The following is a 16,371-nucleotide window of genomic DNA, read 5'->3' as shown; positions in this document are numbered from 1 at the left end:
CGATCAGACCGAGGTACCCGCGCCCGGTGCACGACAGGAAGGAGCACGCCGTGACCGATCACCGGCTGGAGGGTCCCGGCGAGCACGGCGACCCCGTACCGAGGGACCTGCCCGACCAACAGGCGAACACGGGTGAGGACCCGTGGGAGGTGGCTCCGGCGCGCGCCACCGACGACGAGGAGAACGACGAACCGGACCGCGACCGGGACGACGAACGGGCGGCCGAGGCGACCGATGTGCCCGACACGGACGAGGCGGGCACCGGTCGGCGGGGCGTGCCCCAGTCGGCCCCCGTCAATCCCGAGCAGCCGGTGCCCGACGAGTCGTCCGGCTGACCGCTGACCCTGGCCACCATCACGCTCGACCCTGGCCACCCTCACCTCGCCGCCCCTCCGAAGCTCGGTGCCTCCCCGGTGGGACCCGGGGAGGCACCGTCATGTACATGTAGTCGCCCGGCCGGTTCGGCTCAGCCGACCTTCCGCCCCCGAAGCGGCTCGGTCTCCTCCCCGGCCCCCTGCCGCATCCCCGACAGGAACTCCTCCAGCACCTCCACCGACGTGCGCTCGGGCCGCCAGCCCAGTTCGGCGCGGGCCTTGGTGCAGTCCATCAGCGGCAGCCGCAGCACGGCGTCGAAGAGGTGCGGTGAGGCGGGCAGCAGCCGGAGGTTCCACGCGGCGGCGACCGCGGAGCGGGCCGCGACCCGGGGCAGCCGCACCGCACGGGACCCCATCACCTCGCTGAGCAGCGCGGCGTCCACCGGCGGCTCGGCCGCGAGGTTGAAGGCGCCGTGCGCGTCGGTGTGCAGCGCCAGCCGGTACGCCTCGGCGGCGTCGTCGGTGTGCAGGGCCTGCACCTTCAGCCCGGGGATGTCGGGCAGGAACGGCAGCAGCTCGGGCCGGGCCAGCGGCCCCGGCAGGAAGCGCCCGCCGAAGATACGCCGCTGCTCGCTCGCGGACTCCCGCTTGAACAGGAACGCGGGCCGCATCCGCACCACCCGGACCCCGGGGTGCTCGTGCTCGAAGGAGTCCAGCGCGCGCTCCAGATACGCCTTCTCCCGGCAGTACGCGGCATCGGGCCACCCGTGCGTCGGCCACGACTCGTCGACCGCGCGTCCCTTCGGCCCCGGCGAGTAGGCGCCGACCGACGAGGTGTGCACCAGCGTCGGGACCTTCGCCGCCGCCACCGCCTCGAAGACACGCATGCCGCCCAGCACATTGGTCCGCCAGGTCACGGCCGGATCGTGTGTCGGCTGGAACGCCCAGGCGAGATGGACGACCGCGCGTGCCCCTTCGAACTCCTTGACCAGATCGGCCTCCTCGTCCCCCACGTCCACGGCCGTCCACTCGGTCTTCGCCGGCGTCCAGTCGGGAACCCGCCGGGCCAGCCCCCGTATCCGGCCGACCTGCGGGTCCTCCGCGAGCAGCCGAACCAGACTCGTCCCCACATTGCCGGTGGCGCCAGTGATCACGATCCTGCCGTCGGATTCTCGGTTCACCGCTGACTCCTCTCGCGCTTCGACTCCTTCAGGGCCGCCCACGAGTACCCGGCCCCGGCGAATACACGCAGCTGCCGGCGGACCTGCCCACGCGCGGCCCGGCCACCGGCCTGACCGGTTCCAGCGGGAACGGGCCAGGCCCAGGAGATGATCGGCCCATGACCGAGATCACGACCGAGACCGCGACCGCGACCATGACCGAGACCGCGACCACCACCGAGATCATCCTGATGTCCGACCCGAAGGTGGCGGCCGTACCCGTCCACGACTGCGACGAGCCGCTCGTCGACGTCCGCCGGGGAAGCTCGCTGCCGGTCGACGAGCGCAAGACCGACTCCACGGGCGCCTACGCACACCTGCGCGCGGGTGTGCTCGACCGGCTGGTCGAGGCCCAGTCACTGCTGCCCGGCGGGCTGCGCCTGCTGTTCGTCGAGGGCTACCGGCCGCCGTCCCTGCAGCGCGAGTACTTCGAGAAGTACGCGGCCGAACTGCGCACCCTGCACCCCGACTGGCCCGCCGACCGTATCCGTACGGCGGCCAGCCGCTATGTCTCCCCGCCCGAGATAGCCCCGCACTCCGCCGGCGCGGCCGTGGACCTGACCCTTGTCGACGCCGAGGGCCGCGAACTCGACTTCGGTACGCCGGTCAACGCCAGCCCCGAGGAGAGTTCTGGAGCCTGCTACACGGGGGCCGACGACATCACCGCCGAGGCCCGCGCCCACCGGGAAACGCTCGCCGCCGCCCTCACCGCGGCCGGCCTGGTCAATTACCCGACCGAGTGGTGGCACTGGTCGTACGGCGACCGCTACTGGGCCCTGATGACGGGCGCACCGGCCGCGCTGTACGGGCCGAGGGAACTCGGCGCCTGAGCCTTCGGGCAGGGCTTCCGGGCAGGGCCTCTGGGGCAGGAGTCCCCTGGGGCAGGGCCTCTGGGCCGGAGCGGAAAAGAGAAGCCCCGACCGGACGGGGGAATCACGGTCGGGGCGGCCTGTGGGTGGGCGCGGGCGGCGGTCGCCTCTCGGCGAAACGCTCCACAGGGCTTCAGCCGAACGATCGTCCCTGTGGGCAAAAGGTGAGGCCCGGGGACACTGTCCCCATCCGCACCCACGGCTTGTTCAACGGGAAAGTATCAGCGACTGTTCCTTCGGTATCCGGACATTGCCGGTGATCTGCGTCACGTCGCCCGACTCCGTCCACAGTGGCCGCCACCAGGTCATTCCTCCCGGTCCAGCGGACTGTCCTCCAGGGCGGCCAGCAGATGGGCCGGATTCCGGAACACCGCCTCCGCGCCGGCCGCCTCCAGCTCGGGCCGGGGAATGCCCCCGCAGAGCAGCGCGACACAGCGCACGCCCGCCCGGACACCGGCCCGCATGTCCCACACCGTGTCCCCGACGAACACCGACCGCTCGGCCGTCGCGCCCGCCAGCTCCAGGGCATGCTGGATCGGATCCGGCGCGGGTTTCCCCTCGGACACGTCGTCGGCGCTCGCCGTCGCCATGATCGCGTCATCGGCGCCGATCGCCCGCCGCAGCGCGGCCAGCTCCGCCCCGCCCGCCGAAGTCGCCAGCACCACACTCCAGCCCTGTCCGTCGAGCCGCCGCAACAGCCGCCCGGCGTCCGGCAACGCGGGCAGCCGGTCGAAATACGTCCCGTAGAGCGCCTTGTGCGCGGCGCTCAGGGCGTCCTTCTCCGCCGGGTCCCGCTCGTCCCCCAGCAGATGCGTGATCAGGTCCTCCGACGGCAGGCCCACCGCCCGATGGATGTCATGCATGGCCACCTGATGCCCGCCCTGCCGAAACGCCTCCCACCACGCGACCACATGCAAATGGTTGGTGTCGACAAGGGTCCCGTCGACATCGAACACAGCAGCCCTGACCATGGCGCACCTTCCTCAAGAGTCCGACATCCGCGTCCTGAAGGGGCGCGGGGAACCACGCGACCAGCCACCACGCACCCGCACCGCAACCGCCCGAGCGGGTGAACCCCCGAGCTCTCAGGCACCCCTCACTCCCGCCGGAACCTTCCGATCCCGAGCCCACCCCAGCACCTCATCCACCGTCCACGTCGTCACCACCCGCTCCCCGGGTACCCCACACTCCTCCGCCCGAGCACAACCGTGCACCTGCCAGGTGAGCTGCCCCGGCGCATGCGCGTCCGTGTCGATCGAGAACAGGACACCCGCCTCCACCGCCCGCCGCAGCAACCGCCGCGGCGGATCCAGTCGCTCGGGCCGGGAGTTGATCTCCACGGCCGTCCCCGTCTCCGCGCACGCCGAGAACACCGCGTCCGCGTCGAACTCCGATTCGGGCCGCCCGCGCCCGGTGACCAGCCGTCCCGTGCAGTGCCCGAGCACGTCGGAGTGCGGGTCCCGTACGGCGGCGACCATGCGGCGGGTCATCGCGCGGGCGTCCATCCGCAGCTTGGAGTGCACGGACACCACGACGACGTCGAGCCGGTCCAGCAGCTCGGGCCCCTGGTCCAGCGAACCGTCGTCGAGGATGTCGCACTCGATCCCCGTGAGCAGCCGGAACGGCGCCCACGTCTCGTTCAGCGCGGCCACCACGTCGAGCTGCTCCCGCAGCCGCTCCGGGGAGAGTCCGCGAGCGATGGTCAGCCGGGGCGAGTGGTCGGTGAGGACCGTCCACTCGTGGCCGAGGCGCGCGGCGGTCCGGCCCATCTCCTCGATCGGGCTGCCGCCGTCCGACCAGTCCGAGTGCACATGGCAGTCGCCCCGGATCAGCTCCATCAGCCCCTCGCCACCACCCGTGAGCGGGGCCTCGGCATCCTGCTCCAGCTTTCGCAGATAGCCCGGCTCCTGCCCGGCCAGCGCCTCCCGCACCACCTGCGCGGTCTTCGGCCCGACCCCCTTCAGCGACTCCAGCGAGCCCCCGGCCGCCCGCTCGGCCACCTCGTCCGGCGGCAGCGCGCCGAGCACGGCGGCGGCCGTACGGAACGCCCGTACGCGATAGGTGGGCGCCCGGTCCCGCTCCAGCAGGAAAGCGATCCGGTCCAGGGCCTCGACGGGATCCATGGCACCTCCAGCCTCCGGCTGCCTCCGCTTCCAGCCTCGCCCAGCCCCCGGACACCCGCACGGCGGCGGTACGACCGCCGGAACCGCTCTACGCTCTAGACATGACCGAAATCGCGAGCCCTCACATTTCCCACCCCCGGGTCATGGTGCTCGGGGTGCAGCCGGGTACGCCGCCGTTCCGGATCGTCGAGATCGACGGCCAGGTGGTCGGTGAGGCGACGACACTGACGGACGTGCTGCGGACAGCGGCGGCGCACGGGGCCACCGTCCATGACCTCGACGACCCGGAACAGGTGCGATGGGTCGGCGGCGGCAAGTTCACTTGGACGCCGCACTAGCCCGCTTGGCACGACTGCCGCGCCTTGTGCGCAGACGCTGGAGCCAGGGGGCGCGTGGCGTCTTCTTCCGCTGGGCCGGTGGGGGTGGGGTGGCCGGCTCGCGCGGGACGCGCGTGTGCACCGCGCGGCCGAGCCGTCGGCCCAGCAGCAGATAGCCCAGCAGCGCCCCCGCGGTGTTGAGGATGACGTCATCTATGTCGAACGCCCGTCCGGTGACCAGGGCGCCCTGTACCAGTTCGACCAGCAGCATCATCAGGGCGGTCAGGGCGGGCACGCGCAGCAGGCCGCGCGCCCCCGGCGCCAGGACCGGCAGCAGGATGCCGAAGGGCACGCCCAGCAGGATGTTCCCGCCGACCTGTTTGATCGCGTCACGTGCGTCGGGATGGTGCCAGTAGAGCTCCAGGGAGCTGCCGGGCCGGAGGTTGCTGTGGGTGAGCGCCTCCGACGCCGGGGACGGCTGAAGGGTGAGCCCGGCCAGCACCGCGCCGAACGCCACCATGGCCATGAAGGACAGCGTCATCACGAGCAGCCGCAGGGGCAGCGCGAGCGGCCGTCGCTCGCGGGCGGCCGCCGGGGCACGGCGGCCGGAGGTCGTGGAGCGGGAACGTGACGTGGAACGGGATCGTGACGTCGTGCGGGAACGTGACGTGGTGCGGGCCATACAACCCTCCCAGTTTCAACTTCCCTTTGTCCCAAGGTGGTTACCCCCGTAGCGGCCCACGATTCCGCCGCACGGGGAGTATGTGCGCAGGAGGCGGACCGCGCCCCGGCCCACCCCCTCCCCGGCCCCGCCACCGGGTCGCCGGCGTCCGTCAGGAGCCGAACGTCACCTTCACCTCCTTGAAGCCGAGGGACGTCAGCAGCCCTTCGAGCATGTCGGTGGTGTTGGACTCGGCGCGGTCCGTGAGCTTGCTGTCCTTCGCGGCGTCGCCGATGTGCTTGACGGCGAGGCGCTGGACGGCCTGTTCGCCGTTGGGGTTGTCGGAGAAGAGATCACCGAGGCGGTCGAGCAGACCGCGCTGCTTGGAGACGGCGTAGGAGTGCTCGGTGTCGAGGGCCGGCTCGCCGAGCCGGGCGTGCGGGAGGTTGATGGTGGCGGAGGTGCGGTCCTTGTTGACCTTCACGTCGTTCTCGCCGACCTTGCCGAGATCGACATAGGCGTCGACGGTGCCCGCGCCGACGTACAGCGTGCGGGTGCCGCGGAGCGCGTCGGGCAGGTACTTGGCGTCCTTCTCCAGGTCGACGACCACCTGGAAGTTGCCCGAGGCGGCGTCGTAACGGCTCATGTCCTGGATGGACTTCAGCAGTGCGGGCCCCGAGCGGTCGTGCTCCTCGGTGCCGAACACGTCGTTCAGCCCCCCGAAGACCAGCAGCCGCAGCGCGGCCAGCAGTACCACGATGAGGATGACCACGGCGGTGAGCAGCTTGGCCCAGCCGGGCAGACGCGTGCGCTTGATGGACGTCGTCATGTCGACGGACCTCCTTCCTATTTCAACGAATGCCCTCAAAGCCCCTGGGGGAACGCCGAGTTGGGCATTGTCCGTACTTCGCCGTAGGTGTGGGGTCCGACCTGTCCGGGCCGCCGTACCGAATCGGCGTACGCCGGGCGGCCGGTAGCATGAGCCGCGCAACCCGTAATGATCATGTCGCCGGGGCCGTGCGCCGCGTTCACCACGGTGAGTCCGTCAGCGCCCTGTCCGGCGCGCCGCCGGGCGGATAGGAAGCTCCGGAGAGATCAGGAGCAGGTCATTGCGGAAAAGCCTCGGAAGCCGGTCATGACGTGCCGGACGCGGCCTCGGGCCGTTCCAGGGCCGCGTCCAGCGACGGGGCCGGCGGCAGCAGCCGGGCCAGGCCCGTGACCTTGAGGACGCGCAGGGTGAGCGGGTGGGCGCAGACGAGGAGCAGCTCGCCGCCGCGGTCGAGCACCCGTTGCCGGGCCCGGTACAGCAGGCGTAACCCGGAGCAGTCGAAGAACTCGACGTGCCGGAGGTCGATCACGATGCGGGCGCCGGGACGGCCCGTCGCGGCGTCGAGGTGGGGGATGATCTCCACGGCCGCCGCGATGTCGATCTCGCCGTGCAGTTCGAGCACGGTGCGGCCGCGGTCCGTGTGGACGCGGAGAAACCCGGTCGTGGGCGGAGTGGGGTCGCTCGACACGACGGCATCGCCTCCAACCGGACTGTGTGGTGAGGGCAAATCCCGTCCCCGCCCTGCAAGTTACCCCCGTCAGAGTGAATTTCAGCATGTTCGATTGACATATGTCTTCGATTTCTCCGGCAATCCGTCCGGAGTTTTGCGCAGGCCCCCCTACGACAGGGCGTGCCACGCCTTCGACAGTGCCTGCCGGAACTGGTCGGCCTGGTGTGCGGTGAGGTCGCGGAGCATGCGTTCCTCCAGGTCACGCATGGGCTCTGCGTAGCGGGTCAGCAGCTCGCGCCCCTCGTCGGTGAGCAGGATCAGCAGCTCCCGCCGGTTGCGCGGATTGCGCTCCCGGCGTACGAGTCCGCGGTTCTCCAGACTCCGTACGAGATCCGCGATGGACTGGGCCGTGACGAACGAGTCGCGGGCGAGCTGTGCGGCCGAGAGGCCGTCGTGCCGCTCCAGGACGGTCAGGGAGGTGTACTGCAGGGCTGTGATCCCGGCCGGTCTCACCAGGTCGTCGAGGTGCGAGCGGACAACGAGCTCGACCTGCTTGACCATGTAGAGGAGGGAGGGGGGTGCCTTGGTGCCGACCATGGGGTCAGCGTAAGGCATTGACAGGAAACCTGTCTGTGATGAAACTGCGAACCAACAGGAATCCTGTCGGTTGCGACTGGTTTGAAAACTTAGCGATCAAGGCTGAGGAGCGGGCAATGACGACCACCTTCGAGAGCGAGCCCGGGCGGCTGTTCATCGGTGGACAGTGGCTTGAGGCGACTGACGGGGCACGCGTCGACGTGATCGACCCGTCCACGGGTCAGGTGGTCACCACCGTCGCGGAAGCGGGCGCGGTCGATGTCGACGCCGCCGTACGCGCCGCGCGCGAGGCGTTCGACAACGGCGCCTGGTCCGGACTGAGCGGCCGTGAGCGCGGCCGCGTCCTGCACCGCGTCGCTGAGCTGATCCGGGAGAACGCCGACGACATCGCGGCCCTGGAGAGCCGTGACGTCGGCAAGCCCATCACGCTGGCCCACGCCGTCGACGTGACGAACGCGGCCAACGACTACGAGTACTACGCCTCACTCGCCTGGTCCCTGGACGGCTCCGCCCGCGACGTCCCGCTCAACCGGCTCGCGTACACCAAGCGCGGCGCGATCGGCGTGATCGCCGCGATCACCCCGTTCAACTTCCCGCTGATCCTGGCCGGCTCCAAGATCGCCCCCGCGCTCGCGGCCGGCAACACGATCGTGCACAAGCCCGCCGAGGAGACCCCGCTCAGCGCCCTCTACATGGCCGGGCTCCTGAAGGAGGCCGGTGTCCCGGACGGCGTCTTCAACGTCGTCACCGGCACGGGCCCGGTCGCGGGCGAGGCCCTGCTGCGCAACCCCGGCGTCGACAAGATCGCCTTCACCGGCTCCACCGCGACCGGCCGGCACGCGGCCAGCGTCGCCGGCGAGGGCCTGAAGCAGGTCACGATGGAGCTCGGCGGCAACGCGGCGCACCTCGTCTTCGAGGACGCCGACATCGAGAAGGCCATCGGCGCGATCATCAAGGGCTTCGTCTTCAACACCGGCCAGTTCTGCATGGGCGGCCCCCGCCTGCTGGTCGCCCGCTCGGTGTACGAGACCGTGGTCGGCATCCTCGCCGACGCCGTGCCCGGCGTGCCCATAGGAGACCCCCGGCAGCCCGAGACCGTCATTGGCCCCATGGCGGGCGAGCGGCACCTGAAGAAGGTCGAGGAGTACGTCGAGCTGGCCCGCAAGGAGGGCGGCCGCATCGTCTGCGGCGGCGAGCGCCTCGACCTGAACGGCGGCTACTACTACAAGCCCACCGTCATCGCCGACCTCACCAACGACTCCCGCGTCGTCCAGGAGGAGGTCTTCGGGCCGGTCCTCACCGTGCAGCCCTTCGACTCCGAGGACGAGGCCGTCGAACTGGCCAACTCCACGCCGTACGGCCTGGCCTCGGGCATCCAGACCACCAACCTCACCCGCGCCCACCGCGTCGCCGACCGGCTCCAGGCGGGCATCGTCTGGATCAACGACTGGCCGATGCTCGACCCGGCCGTCCCCTTCGGCGGCGTGAAGGCCTCCGGCTTCGGCCGCGAGTACGGCCCCGAGGCCCTGGAGTCGTACACCAAGGTCAAGTCCGTCGTCGTCTCGCTCGACTGAGCGCATCCCCGGGAACGAAGGAGTTCATCAGAATGTCCACCGCCACACGCGCCGCCGTGGTCGAGTCCGGGGGCGCCCCCTTCACCATCTCCGAGGTCGTCCTCGACCAGCCGGGAGAGGGTGAGGCCCTGGTGCGCATGGTCGCCGCCGGGCTGTGCCACACCGACCTCGGTGTCGCCGCCGGCGGGCTGCCCTTCCCGCTCCCCGGGGTCCTGGGGCACGAGGGCGCCGGTGTCGTCGAGGCCGTCGGGCCCGGGGTCACCTCCGTGGCGCCCGGCGACCACGTCGTGCTGTCCTTCACCTCCTGCGGCGGCTGCCAGAACTGCCGCGACGGGCACCCGGCGTACTGCGCCACCTGGCTCCCGCTGAACCTGATCGGCGGCAGCCGCGCCGACGGCACCAGCACGATCAGCCGCGACGGCGTGGCGCTCGGCGGCCACTTCTTCGGCCAGTCCTCCTTTGCCGAGCGGGCCCTGGTCGACGAGCGGGGCCTCGTCAAGGTCGACCCCGACGTGCCGCTGGACTCCATCGCCCCGCTCGGCTGCGGCGTCCAGACCGGCGTCGGCGCCGTCTGGAACGTCCTGGAGCCCCGCGCGGGCAGCACCCTCGTCGTCCTCGGCGCCGGAGCGGTCGGCCTCTCGGCCGTCATGGCGGCGGCCCTCACGCCCGCGACCACGGTCATCGCCGTCGACAAGGTCGGCGAGCGGCTGGAGCTGGCCAGGGAACTGGGCGCCACGCACACGGTGAACGGCGGCGAGGTCGCCGACATCGCCGAGGCGATCATGGAGATCACCGGCGGCCGGGGCGCGGACGGCGTCGTCGAGACCACTGGCAGCGTCTTGGTCCTGCGCAAGGGCGTCGACTCCCTCGCCGCGCGCGGCACCCTCGTCATCGTCGGCGCCCCGCCGTTCGGCACCGAGGTCTCCCTCGACGTCAACGGCATGCTCGGCGGCAAGCGCGTCGTCGGCCTCACCCTCGGCGACAACGAGATCCAGACCGCCATCCCGGTCCTCGTCCAGCTGGTCAAGGAGGGCAAGCTCCCCCTCGACCGGCTGATCAGCCGCTACAAGTTCGAGGACATCGACCAGGCGGTCGCGGACATGAGCGGCGGCAAGAGCATCAAGCCCGTACTGACGTTCTGACCGCACTGGCCCGCACTGGCCCGTACTGATCTGGACTGACCTGCACTGACGTTCCGAGAGGCCATCTCCCCCCGGGTCACGTCCTCCCCTGCGTGACTCCGGCTCTGTGGGTGACCTGCCTGCCAGGTCACCCACAGGGCTGTCGGGTCACCGGCTGCGGTGCAGGGCGACCAGCAGCTGCCACGACTGGTCGGCGATCTCCTGAGGGGTGCCGTCGAGGAGGCCGTGCAGCCAGTCGGCGAGGACGCCCGCGAAGGTCGCCGCCACGGCGGAGGCCACCAGCGGGGCGTCCGCGGCCCCCGCGAGCTCGCGTTCCCGGAGGCTGTAGGCGCGCAGATCCTGGTGCAGGACACGGCCGAGCGGCCCGCCGCCACCGGGAGCCAGCAGCGCGCGGTAGAGGGCCGCGTGCGGGGCGAGGCCGGCGAAGAACTCCGGCAGCGCCGCCGGCGCCCGCACCGGGTCCGGCCGCCCGCGCCAGGCGTGCAGAGCCTCCACCGCCTCCCGTACGACATCGGCGCAGGCGTCGACGGCCAGCGCCTCCAGGTCCGGGTAGTGCACGTAGAACGTGGCCCGGCCGACCCCCGCCCGACGGACCAGCGCGGCCACGCTGACCTCGTGCAGGGGGTGCCGGGCGCACTCGTCGAGGAGGGCTTCCCGCAACTTGGCCCGGGTGCGGGCGGCCCGGGGGTCCTGCGGGGTCATCCGGCGACGAGGACGGCGGCCAGGGCGAGCGCGCTGGGGAGCGCCTGCGCGAAGAGGATGCGGCGGTTGGCGGTGACGGCCCCGTACACACCGGCGACGATCACACACCCGAGGAAGAAGATCTGGACCCGGTACCCGGTCGGGTCGTCGGCGATCAGTCCCCACACCAGACCGGCCGCGAGGAATCCGTTGTAGAGCCCCTGGTTGGCGGCCATGGCGGCGGTCCGCCGCGCCAGGTCGGCGTCGAACCCGTGGAATCCCATCCCTGGTTTCTTCTGCCACAGGAACATCTCCATCACCAGGATGTACACATGCAGCGCCGCCACCGCCACGACCAGCACGTTCGCCAGGATCTCCATGGTCAACAGACTCCGTCGTTCGCTTGATGCTTCCGGGAAACTTCTTGGACAGGTGTCTACTATAGCTGGACGCCTGTCCAGGAAATGCCGGTGGATCGATCGAGCTGTGGGTCGTACCGGCAGGTGCCCCCCGTGGATTGTCAGACCCTGCGGCTACGTTCCCGTCCATGACTGATCAAGAGGTGACCGTGCGGCGCGCCCGCCCCGAGGACGTACCGGGGATCGTCCGCTCCAGCTCCCGGTTGTTCGCCGAGGACGGCGGACCTCGGGACCCGAGCCTGAACACGGACTGGCCCCGCCTGCACGGTGCCGAGGCCTTCACAGCCGCCCTCCGGGACCCGGCGCGGCTGCTGCTGGCCGCGTTGTGCGACGGCGAGGTGGTGGGCCATCTGTCGGGCTCGATGTCCGGGCCCTCGGCCATGCGGCCCGTCAGATCGGCGACCCTGATGGCCCTCTATGTGTGGCCGGAGCACCGGCGGGGGCGGGTCGGGGCCCGGCTGGTCGAGGCGTTTGTGGAGTGGGGAAGGCGGGAGGGCGCGGTTCACGCGGAGGTGACCGCTTCGGCGGCCAATGGGGACGGCATCCGGTTCTACGAGCGGGAGCGGTTACGGCCGCAGGCGCTCACGCTGCGGCTGAACCTCTAGCCGGGGGGTACCCGGGGAGCGTATGGGCACCGGCGGACCGGTGCCCGCGCCCGGAACCGGTACGGAGGAGACATGGCACTGGTACAGGCGGGCCTCGTGGTGCTGGACTGCGCCGAGCCCGAGAAGCTCGCGGTGTTCTACAGGGAACTGCTCGACGCGCAGGAGACGGACGCGACCGCCAACCGGGTCGAGATCAAGGGCGCCTGCGGAGCCCGGATGGCATTCCGCCGGGACGTCAACGCCACCCCGCCGAGCTGGCCCCGCCCCGAGAACTCCCTCCAGGCCCACCTGGACTTCTACGTCGACGACCTGGACGAGGCCGAGCGGCGCATCGTGTCCCTCGGCGGGCGCCCGGTGGACACGAAGGAGCCGGCCGGGCCGTTCGAGGAGCGCGGCTACTCCGACCCGGCCGGCCATTCCTTCACCCTGCGCCGCGAACACCCGACGGCTCCCAAGCAGGGGTAGCGCCGAGCCGGAGGCAGGACCGCGGCGTCAGTCACGGCCCCCCTTCGCCGGGGCCGGCCACACCCCGGTGGACCGCTCGATGGCCTTCGCGCCGGTGCGGTCCACCACACTGCGTACGGCCGAGAAGATGGCGCCCTGGATGGCCGCCGCGAGGAGCACCTCGCCCCAGCCTCGGTCCCGGTCCAGCGCGTCGGGTGCGTCGTCCTCGTGGCGGATCACCTTCCACGTCTTGCGGAACGCCGCCGAGGCCAGCGCACCGCTCAGCCAGCCGAGGGCGAAGCCGAGGGGCTTGTAGGCGAGAGGGAGCTTCTTCTTCTTGGACATGTGGTGTTCCTCCTTCGCGTCGTGATGCCGCCGGCTCAGGGACGGCCCGTGGGGGCCACTACCTCGGTGGCGGGCACCGGGCCCGGCGGTGTCCCGTCGCCGAACGGGCCGCCGCCCAGATCCTCACGGCCATGGGGCGCGAGCCAGCCCGCCAGATCGGGCCCGAGCGGCACCACGCCGGTCGGGTTGATGCCTGTGTGCACCTGGTAGTAGTGCCGCTTGATGTGGTCGAAGTCGACCGTGTCGCCGAACCCCGGGGTCTGGAAGAGATCACGGGCGTACGCCCACAGCACCGGGTCCTCCGCCAGCTTCCAGCGGTTGCACTTGAAGTGACCGTGGTAGACGGGGTCGAAACGCACCAGCGTGGTGAACAGCCGGATGTCCGCCTCCGTGATCGTCTCCCCGACGAGATAGCGCTGCCCCGCGAGCCGCTCCGACAAGGCCGTCAGCCGCCGGAACACCCCGGCGCAGGCCTCCTCGTACTCCTGCTGACCCGTGGCGAAGCCCGCCCGGTACACGCCGTTGTTGACGTCCTCGTAGACCTCCGCCATCACCGCGTCGATCTCCTCGCGCAGCGCCGCCGGATACAGGTCGGGCGCGCCCTCGCGGTGCAGGTCCGTCCATTCGGTGGCGAGGTCGAGCGTGAGCCGCTGGTAGTCGTTGGTGGCCAGCCGGCCGCTCGGCACGTCGACGATCGCGGGCACGCTGACCCCGCCCGGATAGCCGCTCTCCCGCGCGTCGTACGCCTCCTTCAGATACCGGATGCCGAGAACGGGGTCTCGGCCGTCCGGGTCCAGCGTGAACCGCCAGCTGCGGTCGTCCTGGATCGGATCGGTGACGCCCATCGGCAGGGCGTCCTCCAGGCCCAGCAGCCGCCGTGAGATCACCGCCCGGCTCGCCCAGGGACAGGCCCGGCTGACGACCAGCCGGTAGCGGCCCGCCTCCACGGGCCACCCGTCCCGGCCGTCGGCGGTGATCCGGTCCGCGAAGTGGCTCTTGGACCGCTTGAAGGCCTTCCTGCCGTACGCCTCGTTGCCCTCGCCGACACTCATGCCGCCCGCCCTCCCGAACTGTCCGGATACGTCCTGCCATGATGAGAGTTCCCCGATTTTCGCGAGCCCCACAGTGTGAGCGGAACTGGTCAGGGCAACCGGCGTACGTGAAGCGCACACCGGCAGACACCCCGACAGACACGGAGACGGCGGACGACCGGGGCGGGCGGGTTCCGCGAGGGACGGGCCTGCACGAGGAGGCCAAGGCACGCACGGACCGCAGAACCCGCGTCACCGTCCTCGTCGCCCTCGGCGCGAACCTCCTGATCGCCGTGGCCAAGACCATCGGCGGACTCCTCGCCGCATCGCCCGCCCTCCTCTCCGAGGCCGCGCACTCGGTGGCCGACGGCATGAACGAGGTCTTCCTCCTCGCCGCGCTGCGCCGCAGCCGCCGCCCCGCCGACCGCCGCCACCCGTTCGGCTATGGCAAGGAACGCTTCTTCTGGTCCCTGCTCGCCGCCGTCGGCATCTTCGTGATGGGCGGCTGCTTCTCCTTCTACCAGGCCGTCCACGCCCTGACGACCGGAGCCGAGGAGTCCTACGACGGCTATGTGGCAGGCCTGGCCGTACTCGGCGTCGCCCTCCTCACCGAGGGAGCCTCGCTGCTGCGCGCCCTGCACCAGGTGCGCGTGCAGGGTGGCGGCGCGGGCGGCGGGCTACGGGACCCGGCCCTGCGTACGGTCGTCGCCGAGGACGGTACGGCGGTGCTCGGTGTGACCCTCGCGATCGCCGGGATGGCCCTGCACCTGGTGACGGGACAGGTGATCTGGGAGGCGTCCGCGTCCTTCGCGATCGGCGCGCTGCTCGTCTACGTCGCCTACTGGCTGGGCCGCGACGCCCGAGAACAGCTCATCGGGGTGGCCGCCGGCCCCGAACCCAGCCGGCGGATCCGCGCCCTGCTGGCGGCCCAGCCCGAGATCGACAGCGTCGAGGCCCTGCTCACCATGCGCCTCGGCCTGGACTCCACCCTCGTGGCCGCTCGCGTCGACCTCGTCCCCGGCCTCGACAGCGAGGACGTCGAGCAGGTCGCCGTACGCATCAAGCGCTCCATCACCCACGTGGTCCCCGAGGCCGACCAGATCTTCCTCGACGTGACGGAGAAGGCGGAGCGGGGAGGGCGGGGGGTACAGGCAGAGAAGGCCGAGAAGGCAGAGAAAAGTCCCGCCGCGACGGGGGAACGCGGCGGGACCTGAGGCTCGGGTGCCCGGTGCGCGATGGATCATGCGAGGCGAATCGAAGATTTTCTTCGGGCTCCCCGGACGCCGCACCGCTACCCGGCGGCCGGCTCCAGCACGAAGACCGGTATGTCCCGCTCGGTCTTCTCCTGGTAGTCCGCGTACGGCGGATACGCGGCGACCGCCCGCTCCCACCACTCGGCCTTCTCGTCCCCGGTGATCTCGCGCGCCGTCAACTCCTGCCTTGCGGGCCCGTCCTGGAGCTCCACATGCGGGTCGGACTTGATGTTGTGGTACCAGACCGGGTGCTTGGGCGCGCCGCCCTGCGAGGCCACGAGGGCGTACCGTCCGTCGTGTTCCACCCGCATCAGCGGGATCTTGCGGATCTTGCCGCTCTTCGCGCCGCGCGTGGTGAGCACGACGACGGGCAGACCCGTGTCCCGCAGTGTCGTCCCCTTCGTGCCGCCCGAGCTCTCGTACAACTCGACCTGCTCACGGACCCACTGGGTCGGGCTGGGCACGTACTCGCCCTCAAGAGGCATGGCCACCGTCCCTCGTTGTCGCATACGGACACTGTCATGGCATGGAACAACGACCTCCTCCGGTTTCATCCTCATCTCCCTCTCGGCCTCATCCGGCCGCGTCCGCACGGGAGCTGGGCCCGGACGCCAGGGCCAGGGCCAGGGCGAAGGGGCGGGCGTCACGACGGCACCAGCATCAGCGCCGCCAGCACCGCGATCACGGCACTCGACAGGAGCCCCGTGGCCAGCCGCCCCCGGTGGCCGGTCAGGGCCCGGCCGAGCAGTGCGCCGCCACCCGCGAGCAGCAGCTGCCAGCTCGCGGAGGCGAGGAACGCGGCGAGGACGAACACCGCCTGTTCCAGGGGGCTCACGGCGTCGGTGGCGCGGCTGCCGAGGACGAGGGCGGCGAAGTAGACGACCGTGGTGGGGTTCAGGAGGGTGATCCCCAGCAGGGCGGCGTACGCGCGTGCCGGGCTCACCGGGTCCTTGCGCGGCCGGGTGGTGAGCCGCCGGGCGCGGTACCGGCGCACGGTCGTGACCGCGCCGCGTACGGCCAGCGCGACGAGCACCAGGGCGGAGGCCCAGCGAAGCGGTTCCAGGATCGGTCGCAGGGCGGCGGCGAGGGCCGTACCCCCGAGGGCGGCGAGCAGGGCGTACAGTCCGTCGGCGGTCGCGACGCCGAGGGCGGCGCAGGCGCCGGTCCGCAAGGACGTGCGGGCGGTGAGGGAGACGAGATAGGTCGCGACCGCTCCGACGGGGATGGCGATGCCATAGCCGGCGAGGAGCCCAGCGACCAGCGCGGCCGTCACGACC

At 71.4% G+C, this 16,371-nt stretch carries 21 protein-coding genes; 8 read left to right on the top strand and 13 right to left on the bottom strand.

Features of this window, described 5'->3' with window-relative positions; genetic code table 11:
- Positions 1-50: 50 nt before the first annotated feature.
- Positions 51-335, top strand: a complete 285-nt coding sequence (locus I8N67_RS21890; RefSeq protein ID WP_200304862.1) for a hypothetical protein — start codon at positions 51-53, stop codon at positions 333-335.
- Between the two features lie 131 nt (positions 336-466).
- Here the strand turns inward: I8N67_RS21890 and I8N67_RS21885 are convergent, their stop codons facing one another.
- Positions 467-1,495 (bottom strand): SDR family oxidoreductase, encoded by a 1,029-nt coding sequence (locus tag I8N67_RS21885; RefSeq protein ID WP_200304861.1) that lies wholly within the window; start codon positions 1,493-1,495, stop codon positions 467-469.
- A gap of 158 nt (positions 1,496-1,653) precedes the next feature.
- Here I8N67_RS21885 and I8N67_RS21880 point away from each other — a divergent pair, with 158 nt between their 5' ends.
- Positions 1,654-2,364, top strand: coding sequence for a M15 family metallopeptidase (locus I8N67_RS21880; protein WP_234046075.1), 711 nt, complete (start codon positions 1,654-1,656; stop codon positions 2,362-2,364).
- 344 nt (positions 2,365-2,708) lie between these two features.
- Here I8N67_RS21880 and I8N67_RS21875 read toward each other — a convergent pair whose 3' ends face one another.
- Together I8N67_RS21875 and I8N67_RS21870 are read right to left on the bottom strand one after the other, a co-directional pair.
- Positions 2,709-3,374 carry an HAD family hydrolase gene (locus I8N67_RS21875; RefSeq protein WP_200304860.1) on the bottom strand — a complete coding sequence of 222 codons (666 nt, stop codon included), beginning with the start codon at positions 3,372-3,374 and terminating at the stop codon, positions 2,709-2,711.
- Positions 3,375-3,488: 114 nt separating this feature from the next.
- A complete protein-coding gene (locus I8N67_RS21870) occupies positions 3,489-4,526 on the bottom strand; it encodes a PHP domain-containing protein (RefSeq protein ID WP_200304859.1) in 1,038 nt (345 codons plus the stop codon).
- Between the two features lie 101 nt (positions 4,527-4,627).
- Between I8N67_RS21870 and I8N67_RS21865 the strand changes: the two genes are divergently transcribed.
- Positions 4,628-4,864 (top strand): hypothetical protein, encoded by a 237-nt coding sequence (locus tag I8N67_RS21865; protein ID WP_200304858.1) that lies wholly within the window; start codon positions 4,628-4,630, stop codon positions 4,862-4,864.
- Here I8N67_RS21865 and I8N67_RS21860 read toward each other — a convergent pair.
- From I8N67_RS21860 to I8N67_RS21845, 4 genes are all read right to left on the bottom strand, one after another.
- Positions 4,845-5,525, bottom strand: a complete 681-nt coding sequence (locus tag I8N67_RS21860) for a VanZ family protein (RefSeq protein WP_200304857.1) — start codon at positions 5,523-5,525, stop codon at positions 4,845-4,847. The two genes, I8N67_RS21865 and I8N67_RS21860, sit on opposite strands and share 20 nt — an antisense overlap.
- A gap of 151 nt (positions 5,526-5,676) precedes the next feature.
- The gene (locus tag I8N67_RS21855; RefSeq protein WP_200304856.1) at positions 5,677-6,333 is read right to left on the bottom strand and encodes a DUF4230 domain-containing protein; all 657 of its coding nucleotides are present in this window, start codon (positions 6,331-6,333) and stop codon (positions 5,677-5,679) included.
- Between the two features lie 304 nt (positions 6,334-6,637).
- Positions 6,638-7,021: an anti-sigma factor antagonist gene (locus I8N67_RS21850; protein WP_200304855.1), complete on the bottom strand. Its 384-nt coding sequence runs from the start codon at positions 7,019-7,021 to the stop codon at positions 6,638-6,640.
- 150 nt (positions 7,022-7,171) lie between these two features.
- Positions 7,172-7,600: a MarR family winged helix-turn-helix transcriptional regulator gene (locus tag I8N67_RS21845; RefSeq protein WP_200304854.1), complete on the bottom strand. Its 429-nt coding sequence runs from the start codon at positions 7,598-7,600 to the stop codon at positions 7,172-7,174.
- Between the two features lie 116 nt (positions 7,601-7,716).
- Here I8N67_RS21845 and I8N67_RS21840 point away from each other — a divergent pair, with 116 nt between their 5' ends.
- Both I8N67_RS21840 and I8N67_RS21835 read left to right on the top strand, forming a co-directional pair.
- Positions 7,717-9,174: an aldehyde dehydrogenase family protein gene (locus I8N67_RS21840; RefSeq protein ID WP_200304853.1), complete on the top strand. Its 1,458-nt coding sequence runs from the start codon at positions 7,717-7,719 to the stop codon at positions 9,172-9,174.
- A 32-nt stretch (positions 9,175-9,206) separates the two neighbouring features.
- Positions 9,207-10,316 (top strand): NAD(P)-dependent alcohol dehydrogenase, encoded by a 1,110-nt coding sequence (locus I8N67_RS21835; RefSeq protein ID WP_200304852.1) that lies wholly within the window; start codon positions 9,207-9,209, stop codon positions 10,314-10,316.
- 147 nt (positions 10,317-10,463) lie between these two features.
- Here I8N67_RS21835 and I8N67_RS21830 read toward each other — a convergent pair whose 3' ends face one another.
- Complete coding sequence (locus tag I8N67_RS21830; protein WP_200304851.1) at positions 10,464-11,018, bottom strand: TetR/AcrR family transcriptional regulator; 555 nt, start codon at positions 11,016-11,018, stop codon at positions 10,464-10,466.
- Positions 11,015-11,377 carry a DUF1304 domain-containing protein gene (locus tag I8N67_RS21825; RefSeq protein WP_200304902.1) on the bottom strand — a complete coding sequence of 121 codons (363 nt, stop codon included), beginning with the start codon at positions 11,375-11,377 and terminating at the stop codon, positions 11,015-11,017. Before I8N67_RS21825 ends, I8N67_RS21830 begins: the two co-directional genes overlap by 4 nt.
- A gap of 167 nt (positions 11,378-11,544) precedes the next feature.
- Here I8N67_RS21825 and I8N67_RS21820 point away from each other — a divergent pair, with 167 nt between their 5' ends.
- Together I8N67_RS21820 and I8N67_RS21815 are read left to right on the top strand one after the other, a co-directional pair.
- Positions 11,545-12,021 (top strand): GNAT family N-acetyltransferase, encoded by a 477-nt coding sequence (locus I8N67_RS21820; protein WP_200304850.1) that lies wholly within the window; start codon positions 11,545-11,547, stop codon positions 12,019-12,021.
- A 72-nt stretch (positions 12,022-12,093) separates the two neighbouring features.
- The gene (locus I8N67_RS21815; protein ID WP_200304849.1) at positions 12,094-12,486 is read left to right on the top strand and encodes a VOC family protein; all 393 of its coding nucleotides are present in this window, start codon (positions 12,094-12,096) and stop codon (positions 12,484-12,486) included.
- A 27-nt stretch (positions 12,487-12,513) separates the two neighbouring features.
- On the opposite strand, the gene I8N67_RS21810 is transcribed toward I8N67_RS21815, so the two are convergent.
- Together I8N67_RS21810 and I8N67_RS21805 are read right to left on the bottom strand one after the other, a co-directional pair.
- A complete protein-coding gene (locus tag I8N67_RS21810) occupies positions 12,514-12,810 on the bottom strand; it encodes a DUF4235 domain-containing protein (protein ID WP_200304848.1) in 297 nt (98 codons plus the stop codon).
- A 35-nt stretch (positions 12,811-12,845) separates the two neighbouring features.
- Entirely contained in the window at positions 12,846-13,862 is a 1,017-nt protein-coding gene (locus I8N67_RS21805) for a glutathione S-transferase family protein (RefSeq protein ID WP_200304847.1), read from the bottom strand.
- 107 nt (positions 13,863-13,969) lie between these two features.
- Between I8N67_RS21805 and I8N67_RS21800 the strand changes: the two genes are divergently transcribed.
- Positions 13,970-15,055 (top strand): cation diffusion facilitator family transporter, encoded by a 1,086-nt coding sequence (locus I8N67_RS21800; RefSeq protein ID WP_372443773.1) that lies wholly within the window; start codon positions 13,970-13,972, stop codon positions 15,053-15,055.
- 77 nt (positions 15,056-15,132) lie between these two features.
- On the opposite strand, the gene I8N67_RS21795 is transcribed toward I8N67_RS21800, so the two are convergent.
- Entirely contained in the window at positions 15,133-15,579 is a 447-nt protein-coding gene (locus tag I8N67_RS21795) for a nitroreductase family deazaflavin-dependent oxidoreductase (protein WP_200304900.1), read from the bottom strand.
- 158 nt (positions 15,580-15,737) lie between these two features.
- Entirely contained in the window at positions 15,738-16,367 is a 630-nt protein-coding gene (locus tag I8N67_RS21790; RefSeq protein ID WP_200304899.1) for a LysE family transporter, read from the bottom strand.
- Between the last annotated feature and the right edge of the window lie 4 nt (positions 16,368-16,371).

The organism is Streptomyces adelaidensis (assembly GCF_016598475.1).
GTDB lineage: Bacteria > Actinomycetota > Actinomycetes > Streptomycetales > Streptomycetaceae > Streptomyces > Streptomyces adelaidensis.
Note: the sequence above shows the minus strand (reverse complement) of the source record. Positions and strands in the feature narration are given on the sequence as shown.

Bases quoted from the DNA above. Each gene is read 5' to 3' on its own strand.
- I8N67_RS21880 (WP_234046075.1), top strand. From the start codon at position 1,654: ATGACCGAGATCACGACCGAGACCGCGACCGCGACCATGACCGAGACC.
- I8N67_RS21875 (WP_200304860.1), bottom strand. From the start codon at position 3,374: ATGGTCAGGGCTGCTGTGTTCGATGTCGACGGGACCCTTGTCGACACC.
- I8N67_RS21870 (WP_200304859.1), bottom strand. From the start codon at position 4,526: ATGGATCCCGTCGAGGCCCTGGACCGGATCGCTTTCCTGCTGGAGCGG.
- I8N67_RS21865 (WP_200304858.1), top strand. From the start codon at position 4,628: ATGACCGAAATCGCGAGCCCTCACATTTCCCACCCCCGGGTCATGGTG.
- I8N67_RS21860 (WP_200304857.1), bottom strand. From the start codon at position 5,525: ATGGCCCGCACCACGTCACGTTCCCGCACGACGTCACGATCCCGTTCC.
- I8N67_RS21855 (WP_200304856.1), bottom strand. From the start codon at position 6,333: ATGACGACGTCCATCAAGCGCACGCGTCTGCCCGGCTGGGCCAAGCTG.
- I8N67_RS21845 (WP_200304854.1), bottom strand. From the start codon at position 7,600: ATGGTCGGCACCAAGGCACCCCCCTCCCTCCTCTACATGGTCAAGCAG.
- I8N67_RS21840 (WP_200304853.1), top strand. From the start codon at position 7,717: ATGACGACCACCTTCGAGAGCGAGCCCGGGCGGCTGTTCATCGGTGGA.
- I8N67_RS21835 (WP_200304852.1), top strand. From the start codon at position 9,207: ATGTCCACCGCCACACGCGCCGCCGTGGTCGAGTCCGGGGGCGCCCCC.
- I8N67_RS21830 (WP_200304851.1), bottom strand. From the start codon at position 11,018: ATGACCCCGCAGGACCCCCGGGCCGCCCGCACCCGGGCCAAGTTGCGG.
- I8N67_RS21825 (WP_200304902.1), bottom strand. From the start codon at position 11,377: ATGGAGATCCTGGCGAACGTGCTGGTCGTGGCGGTGGCGGCGCTGCAT.
- I8N67_RS21820 (WP_200304850.1), top strand. From the start codon at position 11,545: ATGACTGATCAAGAGGTGACCGTGCGGCGCGCCCGCCCCGAGGACGTA.
- I8N67_RS21815 (WP_200304849.1), top strand. From the start codon at position 12,094: ATGGCACTGGTACAGGCGGGCCTCGTGGTGCTGGACTGCGCCGAGCCC.
- I8N67_RS21810 (WP_200304848.1), bottom strand. From the start codon at position 12,810: ATGTCCAAGAAGAAGAAGCTCCCTCTCGCCTACAAGCCCCTCGGCTTC.
- I8N67_RS21805 (WP_200304847.1), bottom strand. From the start codon at position 13,862: ATGAGTGTCGGCGAGGGCAACGAGGCGTACGGCAGGAAGGCCTTCAAG.
- I8N67_RS21795 (WP_200304900.1), bottom strand. From the start codon at position 15,579: ATGCCTCTTGAGGGCGAGTACGTGCCCAGCCCGACCCAGTGGGTCCGT.